Genomic DNA, 25220 nt, shown 5'->3' on the forward strand with positions numbered 1-25220 from the left:
ATGAAGGTTGTGTGCCCGGGAAGCTTTGATCCCATTACCAATGGACATCTAGATATTATTCAGCGCTGCTCGGAGCAATTTGATGAAGTGGTGGTGTTGGTCACCGCCAACCCTAACAAAAGCTCTGGATTATTTAGCGTGGCAGAGCGCGTCGAACTTATTGAAAAGACGGTTCAAGAGTTAGACAACGTGACGGTGGAGTGGTGGTCACAGCTCCTGGTGGATTACACCACAGCACATCAGGTAGATGCCATTGTCAAAGGTCTCAGGAGTTCCCTTGATTATGAATATGAACTCCCCATGGCTCAGATGAACCGACGACTTTCAGGAATCGATACGCTGTTTTTCATGACTTCTCCGCAATGGGGATATATTTCCTCCACGCTGCTTAAAGAGGTCGCACGTTTCGGCGGAGATATTCACCACATGGTGCCTTCAGCAGTGTCTGAAGCCTTGAGTAAGAAATATCGGTCGTCCTAGTACTACCTTCACCCCGGAACATGCTGGGGTGAAATCGCAAGGTAGCTGAAATCGGAGCTCGCCTTACAACAGACTCGACAAGAACGCGCGGGTGCGTTCGTGTTGGGGATTGTCAATCACGTCCCGAGGTGCTCCGGACTCGACAATTACGCCACCGTCCATAAAAGCCACTGTGTCGGCTACTTCGCGGGCAAAACCGATCTCGTGGGTGACGACGAGCATGGTCATCCCCTGGGCAGCGAGTTCACGCATCACACGGAGAACTTCGCCGACCAGTTCTGGATCGAGCGCGGATGTCGGCTCATCAAATAGCATGAGCTTGGGCTCCATCGCTACGGCCCGGGCGATAGCCACCCGCTGTTGTTGACCGCCTGAAAGTTGAGCTGGGTATGCATCAGCCTTATGGGCGAGACCGACTTGGTCAAGGAGGCGTCGAGCTTGTTCCTCAGCTGCTTTCGGGTTGACCCCTTTAACATGCACCGGTGCTTCCATAACATTTTCCAACGCAGTGCGGTGTGGAAATAAATTAAAAGATTGGAACACCATTCCAATATCAGATCGCTGACGGGCAGCTTCCTTTTCCGAGATTTCATATAAAACGCCATCTCGTTCCTTATAGCCAATCAGTTCACCGTCGACGTACAAACGGCCCGCAGTAATCTTCTCCAAGTGATTAACACATCGCAAAAGAGTGGATTTACCCGACCCGGACGGGCCAATTAAGCACGTCACGCTACCTGGCGGAACCTCCAGATTGATTCCCTTGAGAACTTCTAGTTGTCCAAAGGATTTACACACTTGCTGGCAATCAATCATCAGTGTTGACATTTTCGCTATTTCCTTGGCGTTGGGGAATCAGAGACAACGGTAATATTGTGGGGAACATTTCCTTCGGCATCAGCTAGAGCAGCCAATTGCCGTCCAGTTAATGCTCGGCTAGAGCCACGGTCATAATATTTCTCTAAATAATGCTGTCCCACCATCAAAATAGACGTGATAATTAAATACCAGGTGGCGGCTACTAAAAGCATGGGGACTGGCTCAAAAAGCGCATTAGCGATATCGATGCTCCGGCCATACAGCTCTAGCGAATAAGGAACAGCCACGACTAATGACGTCGTTTTTAGCATAGAAATCAATTCATTTCCGGTGGGCGGAATAATAATGCGCATGGCCTGCGGCAAAATAGTTCGACGCATGGTAAGCCACCAACTCATCCCTAAAGCTTTTGATGCCTCGGTTTGTCCTTCTGGGATAGCTTGAACACCGGAGCGGACAATTTCAGCCATATAGGCGGCTTCATTAAGCCCCAAGCCAATAACAGCTAACAGAAACATATTGGACAAAAGCTCTTGTAAGTCAAGAGTGGTGAACCCTAAATTCAGACTTTGGTAAATTGAGCCCAACAGCCCCCAGAACACTAGTTGAACGTAGATGGGGGTACCTCGAAAAACCCAGAGAAACACCCACGACACAGAGGTAAGAACCGGGTTGGGGGACATCCTCATCACCGCTAGGAGCACGCCGAGGACCACACCGATGAGCATCGCTAACAGAGTAAGAGCGAGGGTATGCATGGCGGCGTTGGCGATGCGGGTATCGAAAAGATACGCGCGGTACGTAGCCCACCCATAGGCTTCATTATTGATCGCCGAAATAATAAACCAGCCAAGGAGGAAAAGAATGACCGCAGCGGCGATCCATCGCCCTGGGTGTTTAAGAGATTTCGCTTGAATAGGTGCAGGTTGTGGGTTCTGTGACATCGTTTTAACCTATTTCTTTTGGCTCACTGGTTTTTCATTAATGAGGGCGTGTTGAAGATAACCATCCTCGATATTCCATTGCTTCATTAACCGCTGATAATCTCCGGTGTCAATAAGATGCTGCATAGCTGCGGCCAAAGCCGGGCCTAGCGGTGAGCCTTTAGGAACAGCGAAACCGTAGGGGGCGGCTTGAAACATATCCCCAGTAGTTTCAATTTTTCCGCCTGCTCTTTCAATAGCCCAGGAGGTAACGGGTGAATCAGCCGATAATGCGTCGGCACGACCTAATGCTAATGCCGTGGCAGCATTATCGGAGGAATCATAAGCTAGAACTTCAATCGGTGCTTTGCCTTCGGCCAGGCACTTCTCTGCCTTAGGGCGGACATCATCGGTATCTGACACCGTTGTGCGCTGTACCGCAATAGTTAAGCCACAAGGATTGTTGGGATCAACGTGATCGCCTGTTTGTTGCGCCCACTGAACCCCGGCATAGAGGGAATTAACAAAGTCGTAACTGGCTCGTCTTTCCTCGGTATCAGTAAAACCGCTGCCACCAAAATCCAGAGTTCCGGCACTTACTGCCGGGAGGATCTTGGAAAAATCCTGCTCTACGGGGTGTAATTCCAGACCGAGCACGGAAGCGAGGGCATTCCCGAGATCAATTTCCAGGCCAATGATGTTTCCTTCTGAATCCTTAAATTCAAAAGGAGCAAAGGGAGGATTAGTTCCCATAGTGAGATAGCCCTTGGCGGCGATGTCCGGAGGCACTAAAGCTGCGATTTCGCTAACAGCGGCTGGTTTAATTTCCGTCCACCCCTCGGGGTTGCCGGTTTCATGATTTGTGACGCAACCACTCAAGAGCGTAGCGGACAATAAAATCCCTAGCACTGGGCGTGATAAGGGATGGATGACTCTCATGATGAAGAGTTTAATAGGATACTTTAGAAAAACTTAGCCAAGGGTCACGATGGTGATGACTGCGGTGCCGTGTCGCTGACGGTGCGACTTCCTCGATGACGACGTTGATTGATGTTTTCGGCGTATATGACAGCGGCCACAATCAGGGCCCCGCACAGAACAGCCAGGAGCGGAAGGAGAACCGGGGTGTGCGGGAAAAGCAAAGCCCCGTCGCTATTTTGCCAAGGCCACAACGCTCGTAGTGAACCCAACATAAGCCCAGCCATGGCCGCCAAGGTCAATGTTCGATGATGAGTCATGACGTAACCGAGAAAGCGAATAAAGACGACAATGCCGCACAGCGCACCTCCAGCAAACACCGCCATAACTAGTAGATTTTTCTCCGCTACCGCGCCAATAACGGGTGCATAGAGTCCTAAGGCCAACAAAAGAAGGGATCCGGAAACTCCAGGCAGCACTAAAGCACACACCGCTATCGCTGCGGCGAAGAAAATGACGATGAGCGAAGGGTTGTCCTGTGGGGTCGCAGTAAATGAGGTACCGATGAAAGCAAGCGCAGCGCAGCCAAGAAAAGTAGCGATGATCTTGCGTTTAAGGGATCGAGCTCGACGTCGATTCATCATTCCCAGGGGGACAAAAAGAGATACCGAAACCATCCCGAAGAATAGGCCGCGGGCAACTGTTGGATGGTTGCTGACAAATGCATGAAGTACGGAGGAGAAGAAGAAAACAGCGCAGAGCATGCCAATACCGACGCCGATTAATAAACTCCAATCCACTTTACGGAGGGATTCTGGAAGGCGAGAACGATTCTTAACAAACGCTTGAGCTACATCCAGTAAATGATTGCCGGTGGCTAAGGCACGCTCATAAATCCCTACCACGAGGGCAACCGTGCCCCCGGAAATTCCGGGAACAAGTTCTGTCATTCCAATAAGTGCTCCGCGCACGATATTAGCGATGAAACTTAGCGGAGTAGCTTTGGTTTGTTGTTCAGTCATCTCACTCTTTATCAAGGTATGCGGGTGGGAGCCGAACGCACTCGGGTGTTGCGCCTCGGGTGTAGGAAAGAAAAGATCAGAGTCGCAGTTGACGTTATCTGAGAAAAACCGCCGGGGGTGGATGCCCCGCCGGCGGTCTTAACGTATGAGTACTGATCGTGCCCCAGGTGAGACTCGAACTCACACTGGACGGGTTTTGAATCCGTTGCCTCTGCCAATTGGGCTACTGGGGCAGTGATGTTTAGCGAACAAGGAGGTGTTCCTTTAACGCACTCGCAACATCATAGCGCATCACGGAAAATTTTCCACATCGCCCCCGCGACCGGGTATTCCTCACCTAAACTCGATAGGCGTGACTGAACATAATTCTGCGCAACGCTTACTTCTTATTGATGGACACTCGATGGCATTTCGAGCTTTCTATGCTCTGAAACCGGAGAATTTCGCTACTTCAGGCGGACAGCACACTAATGCCGTATATGGGTTTTTATCCATGCTGGTCAATATCGTGTCCCAAGAACAACCAAGTCACATGGCCGTTGCGTTTGATGTCGGACGCAAGACTTTCCGCACTGAGAAATTCCCCGAGTATAAAGCGCAACGAGACGCTACCCCAGAGGAGTTTAAAGGCCAGGTATCGCTGATCAAGAAAATGCTCGACGCATTGGGCATTTCCTGGTTAGAGCGGGAGAATTATGAAGCTGATGACATTATTGCCACGTTGGCAACCAAGGCGCAGCCGGAGGGATTTGACATCCTGATTGTGACCGGTGACCGGGATTATCTTCAGTTGGTAAATGAGGACATTACTGTTCTTTATCCAATGTCTGGGATGTCAAAATTACATCGCTTTGATCCCGCGGCTGTGGCGGAGAAATACGGGGTAACTCCAGCGCAGTATCCTGATTTTGCTGCGTTAAGGGGAGATAGCTCAGATAATCTTCCAGGAATTCCTAAAGTTGGTGAAAAAACGGCCACAAAGTGGATTGTGCAGTATGACACTCTTGATAATCTCATTGCTCATGCTGAGGATATTAAGGGGGTAGTGGGCCAGAATTTCCGGGAGCGGATTGAGCAGGTCAAGCTCAATAGATATTTGACTCAGATGATTCGAGATATGGAGCTTCCACTTGGGCCGGAAGAGCTTGGTTTTAAGGGTGTAGACCTGGATAAATTAGCGGAAAACTTTGATGACCTGCAATTTGGTTCCCAGTTGAGGGAAAGAATTGTGAAGGTGATGGCGCCGGAGCAAAAGGAATTATCGGGTGAGTCTGAGGATCGGATTCCGCCGACAATAGCTGAGGGATCCTTGGTTGAGTATCTCCAGCAACATGAAGGCAAAGGGCTAGCTTTAGTTGTTGACGGCAACCCTACCCCTGAAGCAGAGGATGTGTACCGGATTGCGATAGTGGATGAAAAACGCAGCGGCGTCGTCGTTGACCTCGCGGAAGTTGACGTGACAGAAGAACAGGCACTGGTCCAATGGTTGGAATCAGAAGAACCAAAATTTGTTCACGATGCTAAAACAGCTATACACATGTTCCATGGTCGGGGCATTACCTTCCGCGGCTATCAACACGACACCTTATTAGCCGCGTATTTATTGCGGCCGGGTCAGCGAACTTATTCCCTCAAGGATGTCTATCAGCGGCATCTGCAGCGGCAATGGGCTTCCAGCTCTGAGTCCGAAGGTCAACTCTCTTTCCTTGACAGTATGTCTGATGCGACGGAGCTCTTAGGGCAAGCGGTAGCGGTCTTAGAACTGTCGGAGGCGTTAGTTAAGGAACTGCAAGATATTGACTCCTATGAGCTTTATGCGGATTTAGAGTTGCCGCTAGCGGGCATTTTAGCGCGCATGGAGATTACGGGAATCGCCATCAATAAAGATGTTTTAGAAGATCTTGGCAAGGAATATACCCACCAGGTTGACATTGAAGTAGATGAGGCGCGGAAACTGGTCAATGATCCGACCCTTAACTTGTCCAGCCCTCGTCAATTACAGACCGTACTTTTTGACCAACTGGGTCTTCCCAAGACGAAGAAGACCAAAACGGGGTATTCCACTGCAGCCAAGGAAATTGAGCAGTTAGCAGCTAAACACCCGCACCCCTTTTTGCAGCATCTCTTAGCTCATCGAGAATATTCGAAGATGAAAAGCACTATTGAGGGACTGATTAAAGCCATTAAGCCGGATGGTCGGATCCACACTACTTTTAATCAGACCATTACCAGTACCGGACGGCTTTCCTCGACAGAACCAAATCTGCAAAACATCCCGGTCCGGACCAGTGCCGGACGAAGAATTCGGTCAGCTTTTAAAGTAGGGGAGGGATATGAGTATCTTCTCACTGCTGATTACTCACAGATTGAAATGCGGGTTATGGCGCACCTCTCGGAAGATCCAGGTCTAATTAAGGCATATATTTCCGGTGAAGATCTCCACAATTACGTCGGCTCCCAGGTTTTTGATGTTCCGATTACCCAGGTCAATGCGGAACTGCGTCGTCGTGTGAAGGCTTTATCCTACGGTTTGGCTTATGGACTATCGGCTTATGGTCTATCCCAGCAATTAGATATCCCCGCTGGAGAAGCCAAAGCAATTATGGAAAGCTATTTCCAGCGGTTTGGTAGGGTGCAGCGGTATTTGCACGCCGTCGTGGACAAGGCGCGATACGACGGGTACACCAGCACCCTTTTCGGGCGTCGTCGCTATCTCCCGGAATTAACATCAACCAGCCGTTTAGCTCGAGAAAATGCTGAGCGGGCCGCACTGAATGCTCCTATTCAGGGAACAGCGGCGGATATTATCAAGGTTGCCATGATTAGGGTTGATCGGGCATTGATGGATCGGCAGTTGCAGTCCCGCGTTCTTCTTCAGGTCCATGATGAGTTAGTAGTGGAAGTTGCCGCCGGAGAGCTCGATACTGTTCGTGCCATCGTGGAAAAAGAAATGGACCAGGCAATTTCCCTACGAGTTCCCCTAGAGGTCTCGGTAGGGATAGGCGCCGACTGGGATGAAGCTGCCCACTAGTGGGGGTAGCAAAGGTGAATAATGACACACCTTCAGAATGATCTGTAGTTCCAGTTGAAATCCCAGGTGGAGATGGGTATGGTTAGGTCCACGTGTCTGTGTGAGGGTAGTCGCTCATCTTGATAGGGGGTGGGGGCTTACCCAAGCGAGATCAGAAAACTCGGGTTCACCTGGGGTTCTGAGAGACACACATTGTCCGCAACGATTTCCTATCCAACTCGGAGCACATATACATATGCCCACTTCCAATACCCCTCAGGTAGCCGTCAACGATATCGGTTCTGCTGAGGATTTCCTCGCCGCTGTCGACGCCACCATCAAATATTTCAATGACGGTGACATCGTCGAAGGCACCGTTGTCAAGGTTGATCACGATGAGGTTCTGCTTGACATCGGATATAAAACCGAGGGTGTTATTCCCTCCCGTGAGCTTTCCATCAAACATGATGTCGATCCCGAAGAAGTTGTCGAGGTTGGCGACGAGATCGACGCCTTGGTGTTGACCAAGGAAGATAAGGAAGGCCGCCTGATTCTTTCTAAGAAGCGCGCACAATATGAGCGTGCTTGGGGAGCTATTGAAGAACTGCAGGAGAAGGACGAACCGGTCACCGGCACCGTCATTGAGGTTGTCAAAGGCGGCCTGATCCTGGACATCGGTCTTCGTGGCTTCCTGCCCGCCTCTCTGGTAGAGATGCGGCGAGTCCGTGACCTTGAGCCCTACATCGGACAAGAGCTTGAAGCTAAGATCATCGAACTGGATAAGCACCGTAACAATGTTGTGCTTTCCCGTCGTGCTTGGTTGGAGCAGACCCAGTCCGAGGTTCGCTCCGACTTCCTGCACAAGCTGCAAAAGGGTCAGGTCCGCAAGGGCGTTGTTTCTTCCATTGTCAACTTCGGCGCCTTCGTGGATCTCGGCGGAGTTGACGGGCTGGTACACGTTTCTGAGTTGTCCTGGAAGCACATTGATCACCCGTCCGAGGTTGTCACTGTGGGTGACGAAGTGACCGTTGAGGTGCTCGACGTCGATCTCGATCGCGAGCGCGTATCCCTGTCTCTGAAAGCAACCCAGGAAGATCCGTGGCGCGTTTTCGCTCGGATCCATGCGGTGGGCCAGATCGTTCCTGGCAAGGTCACCAAGCTGGTGCCTTTCGGTGCTTTTGTCCGCGTCGAAGAGGGAATCGAAGGCCTGGTCCATATTTCCGAGCTGGCTCAGCGCCACGTGGACGTACCGGATCAGATCGTCAATGTCGGCGAAGAAGTTATGGTCAAGGTCATCGACATCGACCTCGAGCGTCGTCGTATCTCCCTCTCCCTGAAGCAGGCAGATGCCGACTTCAACGAGGACTTCGATCCGACCAAGTACGGTATGGCAGATTCCTACGACGAGCAGGGTAACTACATCTTCCCCGAAGGCTTCGATCCCGAGACCAATGAGTGGATGGAAGGCTACGAGGATGCTCAGCGCGAGTGGGAGACCCGCTACGCCGAGGCTGAAAGCCGTTACCAGCTGCACGTCGCACAAATTGAGCGTCACCGTGCCGCTGCTGCCGAAGCAGCCGAGAAGGAATCTGAGTATTCCTCTGAGGCAGAAGAAGCTCCCGCAACCTCTTATAATGAGGACGCACACTCTGGCACCCTGGCCAGTGATGAGCAACTTGCTGCTCTCCGGGAGAAGCTCACCGGCAACTAAAGCTCACCCGATCGGTTGAGGTTTATCGCCCCGAGAGCAACCTGATTCTCTGAGGTTGTTCTCGGGGTTTAGCTATGCCTAAAGGTAGTTGGCTGGATCTAAAAAAATTGCCTGAGTCTTTAGAGTATTTCTGGGAATAGTCGTATAATCAAACATGTCAGAACGAAGTCGGGCATAAGCGGGCGTAAAAAATCGAGGAAAATGTCGTTTATGTTTGGACTTTGGTCAACTTCGTGAGCATCATGGCGTGTTGAAGAACTGTCGTGAACATTTTTCATGGAGCCATGTTGTCATGTCTTGAAAGGTGCCCACATGGCGTCAACGACGACTACGTCGCAACATATTTTGGACAATATCGGTGGTCCGGGCAATATCACTTCGATGACCCACTGTGCTACCCGTTTGCGGTTCCAGTTGGCTGATCAATCCCGCGTTGATATTCCTGCCTTGGAATCTGACCCAGCGGTTCTTGGGGTAGTGAAGCAGGGTAGCACTGGACTTCAAGTAATTATGGGAGGGGGTGTAGCAGAGTATTACCAGGGTATAAAGGCTTTGCCGGGTATGTCTGGCCACGGTGGAGAAGACAGCGCTCAAAGCGGTAAAAAGAACTACGGTGGTGTGCGCGGCAAATACGGCTGGGTAGATTACTGTTTCGAAGTCCTCTCCGATACCTTCCGTCCTATTCTCTGGGCTCTCTTGGGTGCATCCTTGATCATCACTTTGCTGGTGCTTTTGGACACCTTCGGCGTTCAGGATTTCCGGCAGGAAATGACAGAGCAGCCTCCCACCTTCCAATTCCTCCACGCAATGTGGAAGTCCGTGTTCTACTTCTTGCCGATCATGGTTGGTGCTACAGCTTCCCGGAAGCTGGGGGCTAATGAATGGGTTGGCGCGGCTGTTCCGGCTGCTCTTTTGACGCCGACCTTCATTGATATGCAAAAATCCGCAGTCGAGGTCAGCACGTCAATTTCTGACAAATCCGCGTATTTGACCCATGTCTTTGGGCTGCCCATGTATATCAATGATTACAGCGGGCAGGTGTTCCCGCCATTGTTCGCGGCGGTGGTTCTCTATTTCGTGGAAAAGGGACTGAAGAAGATTATTCCGGGCGCTATCCAGATGGTGTTCGTTCCTTTCTTCTCCTTGGCCATCATGATTCCCCTCACCGCGTTTGTGGTGGGACCGTTCGGGCTTCAAGTGGGTAACTGGATTGCTAATTTCTTGTTCTTCCTCAATGAAACGAGCCCGTTCATTTTGGCAGTGGTTATTCCGTTGCTCTACCCGTTCTTGGTGCCCCTTGGTCTGCACTGGCCACTAAACGCCATCATGATTGTTAACCTCAACACCTTGCAGTATGACTTCATTCAAGGTCCGATGGGTGCCTGGAACTTCGCCTGCTTCGGTGTTATCACTGGTGTGTTCATTCTTTCCCTGAAGGAAAAGAATACTCAGATGAGACAGGTTTCCGCTGGTGGTATGTTTGCCGGTTTGCTCGGCGGTATTTCCGAACCATCTCTTTATGGTGTGTTGCTTCGGTATCGGAGAAGCTATTACCGGCTGCTTCCGGGTTGTTTAATCGGCGGTATTGTCATGGGCATTTTCAATGTTAAAGCCTACGCGTTCGTCTTTACCTCTCTGCTGACTGTGGTGGCCATGAAACCGGTGTTGGGCTACTGCATTGGTATTGCTGCTGCTTTCTTCTCCTCGTTGCTGTTGACCTTGTTCCTGGACTACCGAACCAAGGAAGAAAAAGCTGAGATGCAAGCTCGGATTGCTGCGGAGCGTGAAGCAGCTAATGAAGCCGAGGACGAGCGGATTGCAGCGATTGAGGATCGCAATGCTGCTCCGGTTGTTGCTGGTGGAGCAGGTGTTGCTACGGCGACTGCAACTCAGACTAAACCAGTTGCGCAAACCAAACCCGTCAAAGAAGCACTGCAACCAGGTACACAGACGTCGGTGGGGGCGCCTTTGGAAGGCGAGGCAGTGGAATTGTCTGAGGTGCCTGATCCGGCTTTTGCCCAGGGCGCTTTGGGACAAGGTATTGCCATCAAACCAACCGGTAATACCGTTGTTGCGCCAGCCGATGGAACTATAATTGCGGCCCAAAAGACGGGACACGCAGTAGGACTTCGGTTGGATTCCGGTATTGATATGTTGATTCATATCGGCATTGATACGGTCCAAATGCAAGGTGATGGATTTGAGGTTCACGTCGAGCGGAAGCAGCACGTTAAGGCTGGGGATAAATTAATTACCTTTGATCGGGATAAGATCCATGCCGCCGGATATTCGGATATTACGCCGGTATTGATTTCTAATACGAAGAAATTCGCCAAGGTGGAATCCTATCCCGCGTCGTCTGTGAGCATTGGTCAAGAAGTGATCAAGGTTTATGCTAAGGACGGCGAGTAGTAGCTAAACAGCTACTCGCGGAAACTCAGGCTCCCTCATCCGACTTTCGGGTGGGGGAGTCTCTACACTCAGAGGTATGTTAAAAATAGGTCTGACTGGTGGGATTGGCAGCGGGAAATCCACCATGGCTGCGCTGTTATCCCAGCACGGGTTGAGAGTTATTGATGCTGATGCGATTGCTCGGGAGATTGTGGAACCGGGGCAACCGGCATTGACCGAACTAGTAGAGCATTTTGGCAGCGAAATCATTCAGTCCGACGGCCAGCTGGATCGGGCGCGTCTAGCCCAGCTTGCTTTTTCTTCGCCAGAGGAAACCGAGGTACTGAATAGGATTACCCATCCGCGGATTGCTCAGGAAACGCAGCGGAGATTTGATGAAGCTGAGCGAGATGGGGAAACAGCCATCATCTATGACATGCCGCTATTAGTTGAAAATGGCCATTATCATGACATGGATCTCAACGTGGTGGTTGAGGTGGATCGAGAAGAAAGAATTCGACGCCTGACTACCTCGCGGGGTTTAGCGAAAGATGACGTAAAACGTCGCATTGCTGCTCAAGCTACAGATGGTGAGCGTCGGGCTGTCGCCGATGTCATCATTGACAACAATGGTTCGGTTGAGGATCTCAGACCTCAAATAAAAAAACTGCTAAACCGCATCGCTAGTTACTCCACGTGATAGGCCTCCTGATTGAAACTAAAAGAGTGCTCGTCTAATTGACATTTCACCTCTTGATCCTGGGTAACTCCGCAGCGAATACCATCTAGCTCTAGGTATTGACCTGGTTGCAGAGTTTTCACCCCAGGTTGGGCACTGAGTGGGCGATTAGCCTGAATTACCCGTGCCCCATCCTGTCGGTTAATGCTTAAGGCATTTCCTGATGCCGGAAGATCTAGCCGGCACAGAGCTGAGGCTTCATTATTATCCTTCGTGGTGGGGTGTAATTCGCAATAGTCACCGCGGGTGGTCGTAAACATATACCCCTTTTGCTCAGGGTAAATATGATAAGCGGCAAAAGCGTCTCCCTGGTCTGGGGTAATATTCTTCCACGAGTCTGGGGAGGCGTCGTTCCCCTGAGACTCAGAAGCCGAATGAGTAGCGCTATTGGTGGCAGAATTCTTCTCAGTTTCCTGAATAGTTGTCGGTTCAGCCGTCATTGATACGGTACTGACAACACTGCTCTCCTTAGAATGACTATCGTTATTATTTCCTGATTCACCGCTATTCGTGCTGCAACTAGCTATACCAAGAGCACAAATGGTCACGGGGAAGAGAAGGAGTTTCTGGGAGAATTCTTTCATGTTGTCAGGCTATGTCACCTAGCGAACAGTTTCAATATGATCGACCACGCAAAGCGAAGTAGCGTACCCTGGTACGCATGGCTTTTGCAGCTGAGCAACCAGTTTTATCGTATTCAGAGTTTCGTCCCGTTGGTGAAGTTGAGCGTAGCGAGGGTGAGTTTCGGGTAGAGTCCGACTACCAACCCTCAGGTGACCAACCCGGCGCTATCAAAGAATTAGATGAACGACTTCGTCGTGGTGAACGTGATGTGGTTCTTATGGGTGCCACGGGTACTGGTAAATCAGCAACGGCAGCGTGGCTTATTGAGCAGCAACAACGTCCTACCTTAGTTATGGCACCGAATAAGACCTTAGCTGCGCAATTAGCTAACGAGCTTAGGCAACTATTGCCGCATAACGCGGTGGAATACTTTGTTAGTTATTATGACTACTACCAGCCAGAAGCGTATATCGCCCAGACCGATACGTATATAGAAAAAGACTCCTCAATTAATGAAGACGTAGAACGGCTTCGCCACTCCGCGACCTCTGCTTTATTATCTCGACGTGATGTGGTGGTGGTGAGTTCGGTTTCGTGTATTTATGGTTTAGGAACCCCACAGTCATATTTAGATCGCTCAATTGTTTTGCAAGTTGGGGAAGAAGTCGAGCGAGATCGGTTTTTAAGACTCCTCGTAGATATTCAATATGATCGCAACGACGTTGCTTTCACCAGAGGAGCATTCCGCGTTAAAGGCGATACAGTTGATATCATTCCCGCCTATGAAGAACTCGCTGTCCGCGTCGAATTTTTTGGCGACGAAATTGATGCACTTTTTTATATTCACCCACTAACAGGCGATGTCATCCGGCAAGTGAAAGAATTAAGAATATTCCCAGCAACTCACTACGTCGCTAGCCCAGAACGCATGGAACGAGCAGTCGCCGATATTAAAGAGGAACTTTCTCAACGTTTAGCGACCTTAGAAAATCGTGGAAAGCTGCTAGAAGCGCAGCGCTTAAGAATGCGCACCGAATATGACTTGGAAATGATTCAACAAGTGGGTTTCTGTTCTGGGATTGAGAATTATTCCCGGCATATTGATGGTCGTGCCGCAGGGTCAGCGCCTGCAACGCTCATTGATTATTTCCCTGAGGATTTTCTCACCATTATCGATGAATCCCACGTCACCGTTCCTCAGATTGGTGGAATGTATGAAGGGGATATGTCGCGCAAGCGCAACCTTGTGGAACATGGTTTCCGACTCCCCTCAGCCTTAGACAATAGGCCGCTGACCTGGAATGAATTTGAAGATAGGGTAGGCCAAACAGTCTATATGTCAGCTACCCCCGGGCCCTATGAATTAAGTGCTAGCGGTGGGGAATTTGTGGAACAGGTAATTCGTCCCACTGGGCTGGTAGACCCGAAAGTGATAGTAAAGCCGACCCGAGGGCAAATCGATGATTTAGTAGAGCATATTCGACAGCGGACTGCCATCAATGAACGAGTCCTCGTGACGACATTGACGAAGAAAATGGCAGAAGATTTAAGTGATTATCTTCTCGAATTGGGAATTAAGGTTCGCTATTTGCACTCAGATATTGATACTTTGCACCGGGTTGAATTACTACGACAGCTTCGCCTGGGTGAATTCGATGTCCTGGTAGGTATTAACCTGCTACGCGAGGGTTTAGATCTTCCCGAGGTGTCCTTGGTAGCGATTCTTGATGCGGATAAAGAAGGATTCCTGCGTTCTTCAACTTCTCTCATTCAAACTATTGGTCGGGCTGCGCGGAACGTGTCGGGTGAAGTGATTATGTATGCCGATAGCGTTACTGATTCTATGCGTTATGCTATTGAGGAAACGGAGCGACGTCGGGAAAAGCAGATTGCGTACAACACTGAACATGGAATAGATCCTCAACCGCTGCGTAAAAAAATTGCTGATATTTTGGATCAAGTTCATGAGCGCCGAGACGCCGCGGAGGACTCGGGTGCTGCCGGTGACACGGTACTAGCCCACCCGGTTGAGCGTCGGGAAATTTCACAACTTCCTGCGGATCAAGTACAGAAACTGATCGATGATTTGACGCAGCAAATGGGGGAGGCTGCCCGAGATTTGAAGTTTGAATTGGCGGCCCGCCTTCGTGATGAAATCCATGACCTGCGTCAAGAGTTGCGGGGATTAAAAGAAATGGGGATGTAGGCGACATACCGTCGTGCCGCTGCCGCTGGATCCTGGTACAACAGTTAGCTGTAAGAGACATGAGCACCCAGATAAGGGTGTGCCGTCTAATCTGAAGAAGAGAGACGATGAAGTACTCCAACATTGCGGTGGGAACTGATGGTTCGGACGCGTCTTTGAAAGCGGTAGAAACCGCGGCGAGTTTAGCTCGGGCGTATCAGGCCGACCTCACCATTATTTGTGCTTTTTATAACAACTCCGGGGCCCTATTCCATGCCGGGCAAGGAGATGGTCCAACCGGTTTCCCCATAGTTAATCAGGAACGAGCTGAAGAATATCTAGAAAAGGCTCGGCAAGTAGCGGCTGCGGAAGGCGCAGAGAAGATCTCTGTCTTAGCCCGCTCCGGGTCCCCAGTAGAAGTGTTAGTCAATGTTTTAGCAGAAACCGGTAGTGAATTATTGGTGATGGGTAACCGGGGAGTTCGTTCACTTGCAGGGCGCGTATTTGGCTCCATTCCCACGGGAGTGGTTCGCCATGCCCACGTAGACGTGATGCTTGTCAACACCGATGGACATAATCCACCCCACTAGGGTGGGCATTGCTAGAATAAGGGACATCCGAAATCAAAGATTTCTTCGAGGGAAGGCCTTATGAGCGACACTTATTCCACTATCGTCGTGGGAACTGATGGTTCTAATTCTTCCATGCTTGCAGTAGAACGTGCTGCACGCATTGCCTCCGCCTTTGATGCGGTCCTGATTGTGGGGTCGGCATACTACGAAACCAAAGAAGAAGCTTCAAAAACTCTTCGTCAAGATTCTGTCACCGTAGTCGGTGACGAGACTGCCCGGAAGAATCTCCAGGATGCGTCTGAGCGTGCCACTGAGTTGGGCGCTCAGAATGTTCGTACTGAACTGCGTTCGGGCACCCCAGTCCAAGCTCTGATGAGCATTGTCAATGACAACAAAGCTGATCTTTTGGTTGTGGGAAATCGTGGCATAAATTCGCTCACCGGTCGTCTTTTAGGATCAGTACCGGCGGACGTCGCCCGCCAATCAGACTGCGACGTCATGATTGTTCACACAGTTAATTAATCTGTGGTCACGTAGTTACCTCCTCCCGTTGTCGGCTGATATGTCCTCAAGGGAGGAGGTTTCGTGAATTTTAGGTGGCCTGATCTGAGCATTCAGGAATGTCGATGGACTTGGGAACCTCACCAATAACGGTTAAAGATTGTGTCGCGCGAGTCAGTGCAACAAATAAATCCTGCCAGCCTTGGGGAGATTGTTCGACGATTTTGCGGGGCTCCACCAAGACCACGTGGTCAAACTCTAATCCTTTGATGGCGTCGACCGAATAACCACAGTCACTATCATTGGCCGAGATGATAGCGCTTAAGCGGTCTGGTTCTTCGGCCGAGAGTTCGTCAATAATAGCCTGAGGGTTGGTGCCACTAGCTAAGAATCGCACCGGATAGTCAGAATCGCGAATCGCCTGAGTGCCCGGGCTATCCGGATCAATAATCCTCAGCACCTGGTGGGCAATTTCCATAATCTGTGATGGGGTTCGGTAATTGACGGTCATAGTGCGATAACGGAAGCGGGATCCAACAAAGGGACTTAAGGTTTCTGCCCAAGAATCGACGCCGGCAGGAGAACCAGTTTGGGCGGTATCACCTACTAAGGTCATCCACCGGGAAGGACAACGGCGCATCACCATTCGCCACTCCATCGGGGAAAGCTCTTGAGCTTCATCAACAATGACATGACCATAAGCCCAGGTGTAATCCGCGCTGGCTCGTTCCGCGGTGGAACGCGAATCCCTAGTTTCTTGGCGTTGAGCTAATGTCTCAGCGTCAATAACATCATGGGCGCCTAGAATCTCTGCTTCAAATTCTTCGTCATCGGTATCAGTGTTTGCAGAGCTCGCTAAAATATCCAACGCTTCTTGAGCTTCAGTGACTTTTTGCCGCCAATTGTCATCGGCGCGACGTTGCTCTTCCTCAGGATCTGGCATTCCCACCAGCACCGCAAGCTCATCCAGCAGAGCTGCATCAGTAGGCGACCAGGAAGACCCAGACGGCCGGTATAACGCCTCTTGAGTTTCGGTATCATAAGCGCGGGCGGCATACGCTATGCGGTTTTTATCTTCCAATAGGCGACGCAACACCGTAGTCGGTGACAATTCTGGCCAGAACTCAGCCACCAAATCATTGATTTCAGGTTCCTCAGCAAGGTCATCATGAAGTTGGTCAATGTCGGCATGATGGAGGAGGTTTGCCCCACCTAGGGGGTCTGCACCAATAGTTCCAGCCATCTGTTGGGCTAAACGATGCAGCAACTCTTCCCGGAAGACTGATTGCGCTAGGTTATGGGGGCGACGTGAGCGTCGAGCCTTGGTGCGGGCCGCTTTAACCATACTGGGGGTGACTTGGAGGGTGATCCCATCGACCTGGAGATAGCGTATTTCCTCCGGTAATACCTGGTAATGGCGAACTTCCTCGGAGAGAATTTCCACCATCTCTGCTGAGCCTTTGATTTCTCTGACCAGAAGAGATTCCTTCCCCGTGCCACTAATCCCCGGGTAGAGATCCCCGATGGTGGACAGAACAGTTCCGGTTTCGCCTAGTTCGGGGAGAACATGAGATATATAGTCCAGGAATGTTCGATTGGGGCCGATAATAAGTACGCCCGTACGGGCAAGCTGTTCTCGCCAGGTGTAGAGAAGATAGGCCACACGGTGAAGTGCGACGGCAGTCTTTCCGGTCCCGGGTCCACCTTCTACTACTAAAATTCCCCTGGTGCTATCGCGAATGATCTCATCTTGCTCCCGCTGAATAGTTTCCACAATGTCTTTCATCCGGCTAGTGCGGGGTTGCTGCAAGACGTGGAATAAGGCGGATTCAGAACCTACGCCTCCGCGTTGGTGTCCCGCTTGGTTCCCGGACAGGAATTCATCATCGAAGTCAGTGACTGTTCGACCATGGGTACGTAGATGACGTCGTAGTCGTACCCCTTCTGGTTGAGCTGTGGTAGCCAGGTAAAAGGGTCGCGCCATGGGTGCTCGCCAATCCAGCAACAGAGTACGATAGTTTTCTTCCCGAGCATCTAGCCCCATCCTGCCAATGTAGCGACGATCCATGGTGGGTTCGCCGGGCAGGGGATTATCAATATTGCGCGTGTCCTCGCAGTGAATATCAATCCGGCCAAAAACCAGGCCCAGTTGGGCCAGGTTGAGACGATCTAGGCGAGCATTGAGGCTATGGTATTCGGTTTCACGCTGTACGAGCGCTTCAGCGGCCGGATTAGCGGGATCGGTATTTAGTTGCACTAATCTGAGCCGCTCTGTGGCTTGAGAGACTTCATTATCAAGGCGAGCAAAAAGACCATCTACGTAGTTTTGTTCGTGCCTTAACTCTCGCTGGTACTCAGATTCTTGCGACTCTTCTGGCGCTGGGGCTGTAACCAACGCATCCTCCCTCTCCTTAAGACGTAGCCTCTAAGGATACCTCGAAGCGGTTCATCGTGGAGAACACTGACATCATCGACTGCCGAACCCAGGCGGTGCAAAAGAAGAAACCCTCGCGATACCAATCCACCATGAGGGAATCAGCGGCGAGGGTAAACCGAGAGATCGCTTTTAGAAATCAAACTTTCCAGCTAGCTTTTTCTTGGCCTTCTTCAATGACTTATCGGCTTGCTTTTGCAGCTTCTTAGCCTTTTTCTGAGCTTTCTTCGCACTGCGGCTATTCAGTTTCTTATCGGCTTTGTCCTGCGCAACAGAAAAAGCAGCATCGGCCCGTTCTTGAGCTTTAGACGCGGTCTTCACCACGCTCTTGCGCGCTGCCGCGCTATTCTTCTTGGCCGAATCCAACCAATCGTCTTTATTGTCGTCGATATATCCTCGCGCAGATTCGGTAAGATCCTGAACCTTTTCGCTAAGGCTAGCTGCGCCAGCTTTGACAGAGTCGATCCAGTCGTCTTTATTGTCATCGACATAGTCGCGGGCAGTGGTGGCGTATTCGCCTGCCTTGGAGGAAGCGTCGGAGAAAAATTCTTTGGCATTAGCCTGGAATTTCTCGGCTTCAGACTTTGTCGGCAAAGCAGCTTGCACGGCTTTGTTAGCGCGCCACCTTAGCCCCGGACGACCTTCGGTATCCATGGTGGTGATAGCTAATCCGCCGAGGAGTGCCAGATTAGTGAGGAAACCTTGACGGCGAGACTTCTTTTCTTCCTCATCCTGGGTTTCCCAGAATGCGTGGCGCGCCAGAATGGTAGGAATCGTCAGCGCGGTGAGGGTACCAGCAGCGAGCCGAGGAGCCTTGCCTAATGCTAGAGCGGAGGCTGCGCCCACCTTTGCTCCACCGACTGCCCGGGTAACCAACTTGGGATCGTCAGGGATTTGCTTGGCGTATTTGCGGGGCAACAAAGAACGAACCCGCTTGAGGATTTGTTCTGTGCCTTCTACGTGTGCGTCGACGTTAGCCAAAGTGTCAACACCGTCGACCACATACACCGATGCCAACATCGGGCGTGCGAGCTTACGAATCATTTGTAGAACCGCTCCTTAAAAATCGGTCCGAGAAATTTTTCTTCTGTTCAATCGTAGCGTGAATTAGATAAATCGGAAGCAATGGGTAATGGGCGGGGGTGTACCTATTACCATCGCCGGTCCCACCACACGGATAAATGAGGTCGCTCTTCTCCCAATGTTGTCGAGGCGCCGTGTCCGGGATGAATAACTGTGCGGTCATCAAATATATCAAATATTCGCTCAGTGACATCCTTATACAACCGGACAAAATCAGACTCGCTGGACGTTTTCCCCAAACCTCCAGGGAAGAGACTATCGCCGATAAAAATGTGATGAACGCCGTCAATTTCTGTGATGACGGCGAGCCCTCCGGGGGTATGTCCTCGCAGTATTGCCACCGGGAAAGAAAATCCATTCCACTCCACATGGTCACCGTGGTGGAGTTCGACATCGGGAGCCACCGGCAAGGCTGGGGCGTCGAGGAACGAGGCCCAGTGTTGGGCGCCGGTGGCGTCCAGCACCTCGCTGAGGGCGCGGACATGGTCGTGGTGACGGTGTGTGGTGACCACTCCGGTGATCGTTACCCCTGCTTCTTCGGCCATCGCAAAAATTGCCGGAGCGTCGTCGGCTGCGTCGATGAGTAAACCTTCATTGCCGGAGCAAAGAAGGTAGCAATTATTATCCATCGACGACACGGAAATATGTTTCATCGTTAATGCGTTGCTCATGGCTTAGAGGATACCGAGAGGTGCGCCCTCATAGCATCGTTGGTATGTTCGATACGGTAGTTCCGACAGAGAAGACGGGGTAAATAAGTGGCTGATCGCCTCATTGTTCGTGGTGCGCGGGAACACAACCTCAAAGGTGTCGATATTGACATTCCGCGTGACTCTTTGGTGGTGTTTACTGGCCTCAGCGGATCAGGGAAATCCTCCTTAGCTTTTGACACCATTTTTGCTGAAGGCCAGCGTCGTTATGTGGAGTCCCTTTCTTCCTACGCCCGAATGTTCTTAGGCCAAATGGATAAACCCGACGTGGATTTTATTGATGGGCTATCTCCGGCGGTATCTATCGACCAAAAATCTACCAATCGAAATCCACGCTCCACCGTGGGGACGATCACTGAGGTTTATGACTATCTCCGGTTACTTTATTCTCGAGCGGGGACGGCCCATTGCCCGGTGTGTGATGCGCCGGTCGGCAAACAAACACCCCAGCAGATTGTGGATCAGGTCCTCGCTATGGAGCCTGGATTGAAATTCCAGGTTCTTGCCCCAGTGGTGCGCACTCGGAAGGGAGAGTTTGTTGATCTCTTCCAGAACTTGGCAGCTCAAGGTTATTCTCGGGTTCGCGTTGATGGGGAAATTTATCAGCTATCCTCACCGCCATCATTGAAGAAGCAGGTCAAACATGACATTGATGTGGTTGTTGATCGGCTTCAAGTCAAGGAGTCCCAGAAACAACGACTAACCGATTCGGTAGAAACTGCTTTGGCTTTAGCCGACGGTGTTGTAGTCATAGAATTTGTTGGTCTTCCTGAGGAGGATCCGAATCGGGTACGTCGATTCTCTGAAAAAATGGCTTGCCCCAATGGGCATACACTTCATGTTGATGAGTTAGAACCTCGGGCCTTTTCTTTTAACTCTCCTTATGGTGCTTGTCCTGATTGCGATGGATTGGGGACCAGGACTGAAATTGATGAGGACTTAATTATTCCCGACCCCGATGCCCCAGTGCGCAGTTGTGTCCAGCCGTGGAAAACAAGCCCTAATCATCGCTACTTTGAGAAGCTCATTGAGGGTTTTGCCGCAGCTATGGGGTTCGACGCCAATATGCCGTTCTCAGAGCTCACACCTGAGCACAAGCATGCGCTTATCCATGGCACTGAGACAGAGGTTCATGTCCGCTACCGAAACCGTTATGGTCGGCAACGTAGTTGGACTGCTCCCTTTGAGGGAGTGATGGGATATTTGCATCGGAAACTTGAGACCGCAGATTCCGATTCCCAAAAGGAGCGTTTACTTTCTTATACGCGCGAGGTTCCGTGCCCAACATGCCAAGGGACACGACTTAAACCAGAGATTTTAGCTGTCCGCTTAGCGTCGGAAAGCCACGGAGAACTTTCCATTGCTGGCCTATGTGAACTCAGCATTGAAGAAGCAGCAACTTTCTTGGATTCTCTCATTCTCGGAGCCCGCGAGGAGATGATCGCCGGAGCGGTACTTAAAGAAATCCAAGCTCGGCTGCATTTTCTGTTAGATGTGGGACTCAATTATTTGACGCTTAACCGGGCTGCTGGAACCCTATCCGGCGGCGAGGCTCAACGTATCCGCCTGGCCACCCAGATTGGTTCTGGACTAGCTGGGGTGCTGTATGTTCTTGACGAACCCTCCATTGGTTTACATCAGCGGGATAATCATCGATTAATTGAAACCTTAAAGCGACTCCGCGATATTGGAAACACGCTTATTGTCGTCGAGCACGATGAAGACACTATTCGCGCTGCTGATTATCTTGTAGATGTGGGGCCTAGAGCCGGAGAATTTGGCGGAGATATCGTCTATCAGGGGCCACCGGAAGGAATTTTCACCCAGCGGGAATCATTAACCGGAGCGTATCTTTCCGGTCAACGAGTTCTTGGGGTGCCAGAGCACCGCCGAGATAGAGACCCGGATCGAGCACTGAGAATCATTGGTGCTAGGGAGAATAATCTCAAGAATTTGGATATCGACATTCCCTTGGGGCTATTGGTATGCGTAACCGGAGTATCCGGATCCGGGAAATCCACGCTTATCAACGAAGTCCTAGCCAAAAACCTCGCAAATTCATTAAACCGAGCCCGCCTCGTGCCTGGGCGGGCACAACGCGTCGAAGGTGTGGAGAACCTTGACAAACTAGTCCAGGTGGACCAATCGCCCATTGGCCGAACCCCTCGCTCTAACCCAGCGACCTACACCGGGGTCTTTGATAAAATCCGTAATCTTTTTGCCGAAACCACAGAAGCGAAAGTTCGAGGTTATAAAGCCGGACGTTTTTCTTTCAATGTCAAAGGTGGACGGTGCGAGGCGTGCCGTGGTGAAGGAACAATAAAAATCGAGATGAATTTCCTTCCAGACGTCTACGTTCCCTGTGAAGTGTGCCATGGGGCTCGATATAATCGAGAAACTCTGGAAGTGCGCTACAAGGGGAAAAACATCGCTGAAGTTCTTGATATGCCTATCAGCGAAGCAGCTATCTTCTTTGAACCTATTAGCGCTATTCATCGCTATCTGAGCACCCTTGTTGATGTGGGTTTAGGGTACGTGCGGTTAGGGCAATCTGCGACCACCTTATCCGGCGGAGAAGCCCAGCGCGTGAAACTCGCCGCAGAATTGCAGAAGCGTTCCAATGGGCGCACCATCTACATTTTGGACGAGCCCACCACCGGTTTGCATTTTGAAGATATTAGGAAACTGATGCTGGTGATCCAGGGCTTAGTTGATAAAGGAAACACTGTTGTAGTTATTGAACACAACCTCGACGTCATTAAGGCTGCCGACTGGATCATTGACATGGGTCCAGAAGGCGGGGATGGCGGAGGGACCGTGGTGGCCAGTGGTACTCCGGAAGATGTAGCACAAGTCAACGGGTCTTATACCGGACAATTCCTCGCTCCCATGCTGGGGATGAGCTAATCTGTGCCCATGTCACAACGTAGGGATGAAGATGCCGATACCGACAGCTTTGCCATAATTGGCGGCGACAACCCTTGGGATCAAGCCCAAGGCCAGGCTTATGCTCGCCAACGTGGTAGCACCGGGCCGGTCGTTGCTCTCGTTGTTTTAGCACTTATTGCGGTGGCTTTAGCCATAGCTGTGTGGAGTTGGTTGGCCGGAGGATCTCAGAAAGACCAAGCCGAAGCTGTGGCTACCAGCACCACCACCAGCACGCACTCGTCAAGTAGTACCAAAGCATCCTCAACGACGAGTTCATCCTCCACAACGTCGAGCACTCGAAGTTCGACATCAACAACCTCGTCATCACGTCGACCCTCGACGTCAACCGAACCCACCAGCTCTAAGCCGTCGCCACCGCCAATAGCTTTAGGACAAGCTGGGCAAAGCCAATGTGGCGAGATGGGTGGCCATCAGATCTGGTCCGGAAACAGCAATACCAGCTGCGAGTTTGCTCGAGAGGTTGGCTATGCTTTGGCCGGAACACCAGATGGTCAGGATGCGAAAATTAAGGCCACGAGTCCAGTCACCGGTCAGCGCTACACGATGGACTGCCGTAGTTTGAGGAACGGATACTTTGACTGTCGTGGCGGTGATTCTGCCCAGGTGATTATCTCTGGGAGATGAGGTAGGAGAGTCCGCCTAAGGAGTGCAGGCCAGCGCTGCTGCGCGTAGTTTTGACATTGTGGTAGAGGTGAGTTACTATGTCACCGCTACCGCCTCGAATTTACACTTGAATTTGAGGCCACAAGAGGAGATCTTCCCACCCCAGGCCGCTATCAAAGTTGGCTACGGGTAAAGAGTTAGTGCTTACAGTATTGTTCTGTAACACCATTAGCTTTGTGGCCATGATCTCCCGCGTCTTAAGAGCGTGGGATTTTTTTCATGGAACCAAGACCTTCGATTGTGGTGTGGTACGTACATTCTTACCCTGCTACCTGAGGAGTCCACATCAGCGCTGAAGCTCGCATCAATGAGCGAATCCGAGTTCCCGAGGTCCGTCTTGTCGGCCCAAGCGGTGAGCAAGTGGGTATTGTCCGCACTGAGGACGCCCGCAAGCTTGCTTATGATGCCGACCTTGACTTAGTTGAGGTTGCGCCTAAGGCTAAGCCGCCGGTTGCCAAGATCATGGACTACGGCAAGTATAAGTACGAGCAAGCTCAAAAAGCCCGCGAAGCTCGCCGGAACCAGCAGCAGACCGTGGTCAAGGAGCAGAAGCTTCGTCCCAAGATCGATGATCACGACTATGAGACGAAGAAGGGGAACGTGGTCCGTTTCCTGGAGAAGGGTTCCAAGGTTAAAGTGACCATCATGTTCCGTGGCCGCGAACAATCACGCCCAGAGCTGGGATATCGGCTCTTGGAACGGTTGGCAGAAGATGTTTCTGAGGTGGGAATTGTAGAATCTCGCCCGAAACAAGATGGCCGGAATATGACCATGGTGCTCGGACCCGTCCGTAAGGGCAAGAAATAAGCACGCAGACCCCGTTCGACTGGGATTAAGGACTTTTAAGCGATGAAGCAGAAGACCCACAAGGGCACCGCAAAGCGCGTTAAGATGACCGGCTCTGGCAAGCTTCGCCGGGAGCAGGCTAATCGCCGCCACCTCCTTGAGGGTAAACCCTCCACCCGTACCCGTCGTCTGAAGGGCACCAAGGATGTTGCCCAGGCTGACACCAAGCGCGTCAAGCGTCTGCTCGGCAAAGCCTGAGCCAAATAATTGCCCTGAACGTTTACGACAAATAATTAAGGAAGTACCGAAGTGGCACGTGTAAAGCGGTCCGTTAACGCTAAGAAGAAGCGTCGTGAAATTCTCAAAGCCGCCCGTGGTTACCGCGGTCAGCGTTCTCGCCTGTACCGCAAGGCCAAGGAGCAGTGGCTGCACTCCAAAACTTACGCCTATCGTGATCGTCGCGCCCGTAAAGGGGAGTTCCGCAAATTGTGGATTCAGCGGATCAACGCTGCTGCCCGGATGAACGGAATTACTTACAACCGTTTAATCCAGGGGCTACGGCTTGCTGGCATTGAGGTGGATCGCAAGATCCTGGCTGAGTTGGCTGTCAATGACTTCCAAGCCTTCTCTGCTATTTGCGAGTCCGCTAAAGCCGCATTGCCGGAGGACGTGAATGCTCCCAATGCTGCCTAAGAATTTTAGGTAACCGAAAAACTCGTCTCTGGACATAAAATGTTCCTGGTGAGACGAGTTTTTTCAT

General features: G+C 51.1%; 21 protein-coding genes and 1 tRNA gene. 13 read left to right on the forward strand and 9 right to left on the reverse strand.

Annotated features, from left to right (window positions below):
* On the forward strand, positions 1-480 hold the full coding sequence (gene coaD / locus GP475_RS05370; protein ID WP_187975596.1) for a pantetheine-phosphate adenylyltransferase: 480 nt from the start codon (positions 1-3) through the stop codon (positions 478-480).
* A gap of 63 nt (positions 481-543) precedes the next feature.
* Here coaD and GP475_RS05375 read toward each other — a convergent pair whose 3' ends face one another.
* The 5 genes from GP475_RS05375 to GP475_RS05395 form a co-directional block, all read right to left on the reverse strand.
* A complete protein-coding gene (locus GP475_RS05375) occupies positions 544-1308 on the reverse strand; it encodes an amino acid ABC transporter ATP-binding protein (RefSeq protein WP_316932487.1) in 765 nt (254 codons plus the stop codon).
* Between the two features lie 5 nt (positions 1309-1313).
* The gene (locus GP475_RS05380; RefSeq protein WP_187975597.1) at positions 1314-2243 is read right to left on the reverse strand and encodes an amino acid ABC transporter permease; all 930 of its coding nucleotides are present in this window, start codon (positions 2241-2243) and stop codon (positions 1314-1316) included.
* 9 nt (positions 2244-2252) lie between these two features.
* On the reverse strand, positions 2253-3161 hold the full coding sequence (locus GP475_RS05385) for an ABC transporter substrate-binding protein (protein ID WP_187975598.1): 909 nt from the start codon (positions 3159-3161) through the stop codon (positions 2253-2255).
* A 44-nt stretch (positions 3162-3205) separates the two neighbouring features.
* The gene (locus tag GP475_RS05390; RefSeq protein ID WP_187975599.1) at positions 3206-4162 is read right to left on the reverse strand and encodes a DUF368 domain-containing protein; all 957 of its coding nucleotides are present in this window, start codon (positions 4160-4162) and stop codon (positions 3206-3208) included.
* A gap of 159 nt (positions 4163-4321) precedes the next feature.
* Positions 4322-4395 (reverse strand) — tRNA-Leu (locus GP475_RS05395).
* A gap of 119 nt (positions 4396-4514) precedes the next feature.
* Between GP475_RS05395 and polA the strand changes: the two genes are divergently transcribed.
* The 4 genes from polA to coaE all read left to right on the forward strand — a co-directional run bounded on the left by polA (position 4515) and on the right by coaE (position 11974).
* Positions 4515-7193, forward strand: a complete 2679-nt coding sequence (gene polA / locus GP475_RS05400) for a DNA polymerase I (protein WP_187975600.1) — start codon at positions 4515-4517, stop codon at positions 7191-7193.
* Between the two features lie 235 nt (positions 7194-7428).
* Positions 7429-8883 (forward strand): 30S ribosomal protein S1, encoded by a 1455-nt coding sequence (gene rpsA, locus GP475_RS05405; protein WP_187975798.1) that lies wholly within the window; start codon positions 7429-7431, stop codon positions 8881-8883.
* A gap of 312 nt (positions 8884-9195) precedes the next feature.
* Positions 9196-11295, forward strand: coding sequence for a glucose PTS transporter subunit IIA (locus GP475_RS05410; RefSeq protein WP_187975601.1), 2100 nt, complete (start codon positions 9196-9198; stop codon positions 11293-11295).
* 76 nt (positions 11296-11371) lie between these two features.
* Complete coding sequence (gene coaE / locus GP475_RS05415; RefSeq protein WP_187975602.1) at positions 11372-11974, forward strand: dephospho-CoA kinase; 603 nt, start codon at positions 11372-11374, stop codon at positions 11972-11974.
* Here the strand turns inward: coaE and GP475_RS05420 are convergent.
* Entirely contained in the window at positions 11962-12597 is a 636-nt protein-coding gene (locus tag GP475_RS05420; RefSeq protein ID WP_187975603.1) for a hypothetical protein, read from the reverse strand. The genes coaE and GP475_RS05420 overlap by 13 nt on opposite strands.
* A 77-nt stretch (positions 12598-12674) precedes the next feature.
* Here GP475_RS05420 and uvrB point away from each other — a divergent pair, with 77 nt between their 5' ends.
* The 3 genes from uvrB to GP475_RS05435 all read left to right on the forward strand — a co-directional run bounded on the left by uvrB (position 12675) and on the right by GP475_RS05435 (position 15856).
* Positions 12675-14783, forward strand: a complete 2109-nt coding sequence (gene uvrB, locus GP475_RS05425; protein WP_187975604.1) for an excinuclease ABC subunit UvrB — start codon at positions 12675-12677, stop codon at positions 14781-14783.
* Between the two features lie 107 nt (positions 14784-14890).
* Entirely contained in the window at positions 14891-15352 is a 462-nt protein-coding gene (locus GP475_RS05430) for a universal stress protein (RefSeq protein ID WP_187975605.1), read from the forward strand.
* Between the two features lie 60 nt (positions 15353-15412).
* On the forward strand, positions 15413-15856 hold the full coding sequence (locus GP475_RS05435; protein ID WP_187975606.1) for a universal stress protein: 444 nt from the start codon (positions 15413-15415) through the stop codon (positions 15854-15856).
* A 70-nt stretch (positions 15857-15926) separates the two neighbouring features.
* On the opposite strand, the gene GP475_RS05440 is transcribed toward GP475_RS05435, so the two are convergent.
* From GP475_RS05440 to GP475_RS05450, 3 genes are all read right to left on the reverse strand, one after another.
* The gene (locus GP475_RS05440) at positions 15927-18230 is read right to left on the reverse strand and encodes a HelD family protein (RefSeq protein ID WP_187975607.1); all 2304 of its coding nucleotides are present in this window, start codon (positions 18228-18230) and stop codon (positions 15927-15929) included.
* 171 nt (positions 18231-18401) lie between these two features.
* Positions 18402-19313 (reverse strand): DoxX family protein, encoded by a 912-nt coding sequence (locus tag GP475_RS05445; protein WP_187975608.1) that lies wholly within the window; start codon positions 19311-19313, stop codon positions 18402-18404.
* 107 nt (positions 19314-19420) lie between these two features.
* Positions 19421-20023 carry an MBL fold metallo-hydrolase gene (locus tag GP475_RS05450; RefSeq protein WP_187975609.1) on the reverse strand — a complete coding sequence of 201 codons (603 nt, stop codon included), beginning with the start codon at positions 20021-20023 and terminating at the stop codon, positions 19421-19423.
* Between the two features lie 87 nt (positions 20024-20110).
* Between GP475_RS05450 and uvrA the strand changes: the two genes are divergently transcribed.
* The 5 genes from uvrA (at position 20111) to rplT (ending at position 25153) form a co-directional block, all read left to right on the forward strand.
* On the forward strand, positions 20111-22969 hold the full coding sequence (gene uvrA / locus GP475_RS05455; RefSeq protein WP_187975610.1) for an excinuclease ABC subunit UvrA: 2859 nt from the start codon (positions 20111-20113) through the stop codon (positions 22967-22969).
* A 9-nt stretch (positions 22970-22978) separates the two neighbouring features.
* Positions 22979-23635, forward strand: a complete 657-nt coding sequence (locus tag GP475_RS05460) for a hypothetical protein (RefSeq protein WP_187975611.1) — start codon at positions 22979-22981, stop codon at positions 23633-23635.
* 324 nt (positions 23636-23959) lie between these two features.
* Positions 23960-24481 carry a translation initiation factor IF-3 gene (gene infC / locus GP475_RS05465; RefSeq protein WP_187975799.1) on the forward strand — a complete coding sequence of 174 codons (522 nt, stop codon included), beginning with the start codon at positions 23960-23962 and terminating at the stop codon, positions 24479-24481.
* A gap of 42 nt (positions 24482-24523) precedes the next feature.
* On the forward strand, positions 24524-24718 hold the full coding sequence (gene rpmI / locus GP475_RS05470) for a 50S ribosomal protein L35 (RefSeq protein WP_187975612.1): 195 nt from the start codon (positions 24524-24526) through the stop codon (positions 24716-24718).
* A 51-nt stretch (positions 24719-24769) separates the two neighbouring features.
* Positions 24770-25153 (forward strand): 50S ribosomal protein L20, encoded by a 384-nt coding sequence (gene rplT / locus GP475_RS05475; protein WP_187975613.1) that lies wholly within the window; start codon positions 24770-24772, stop codon positions 25151-25153.
* Positions 25154-25220 lie beyond the last annotated feature (67 nt).

Origin of the sequence: Corynebacterium poyangense (assembly GCF_014522205.1) — a bacterium.
Lineage (GTDB): Bacteria > Actinomycetota > Actinomycetes > Mycobacteriales > Mycobacteriaceae > Corynebacterium > Corynebacterium poyangense.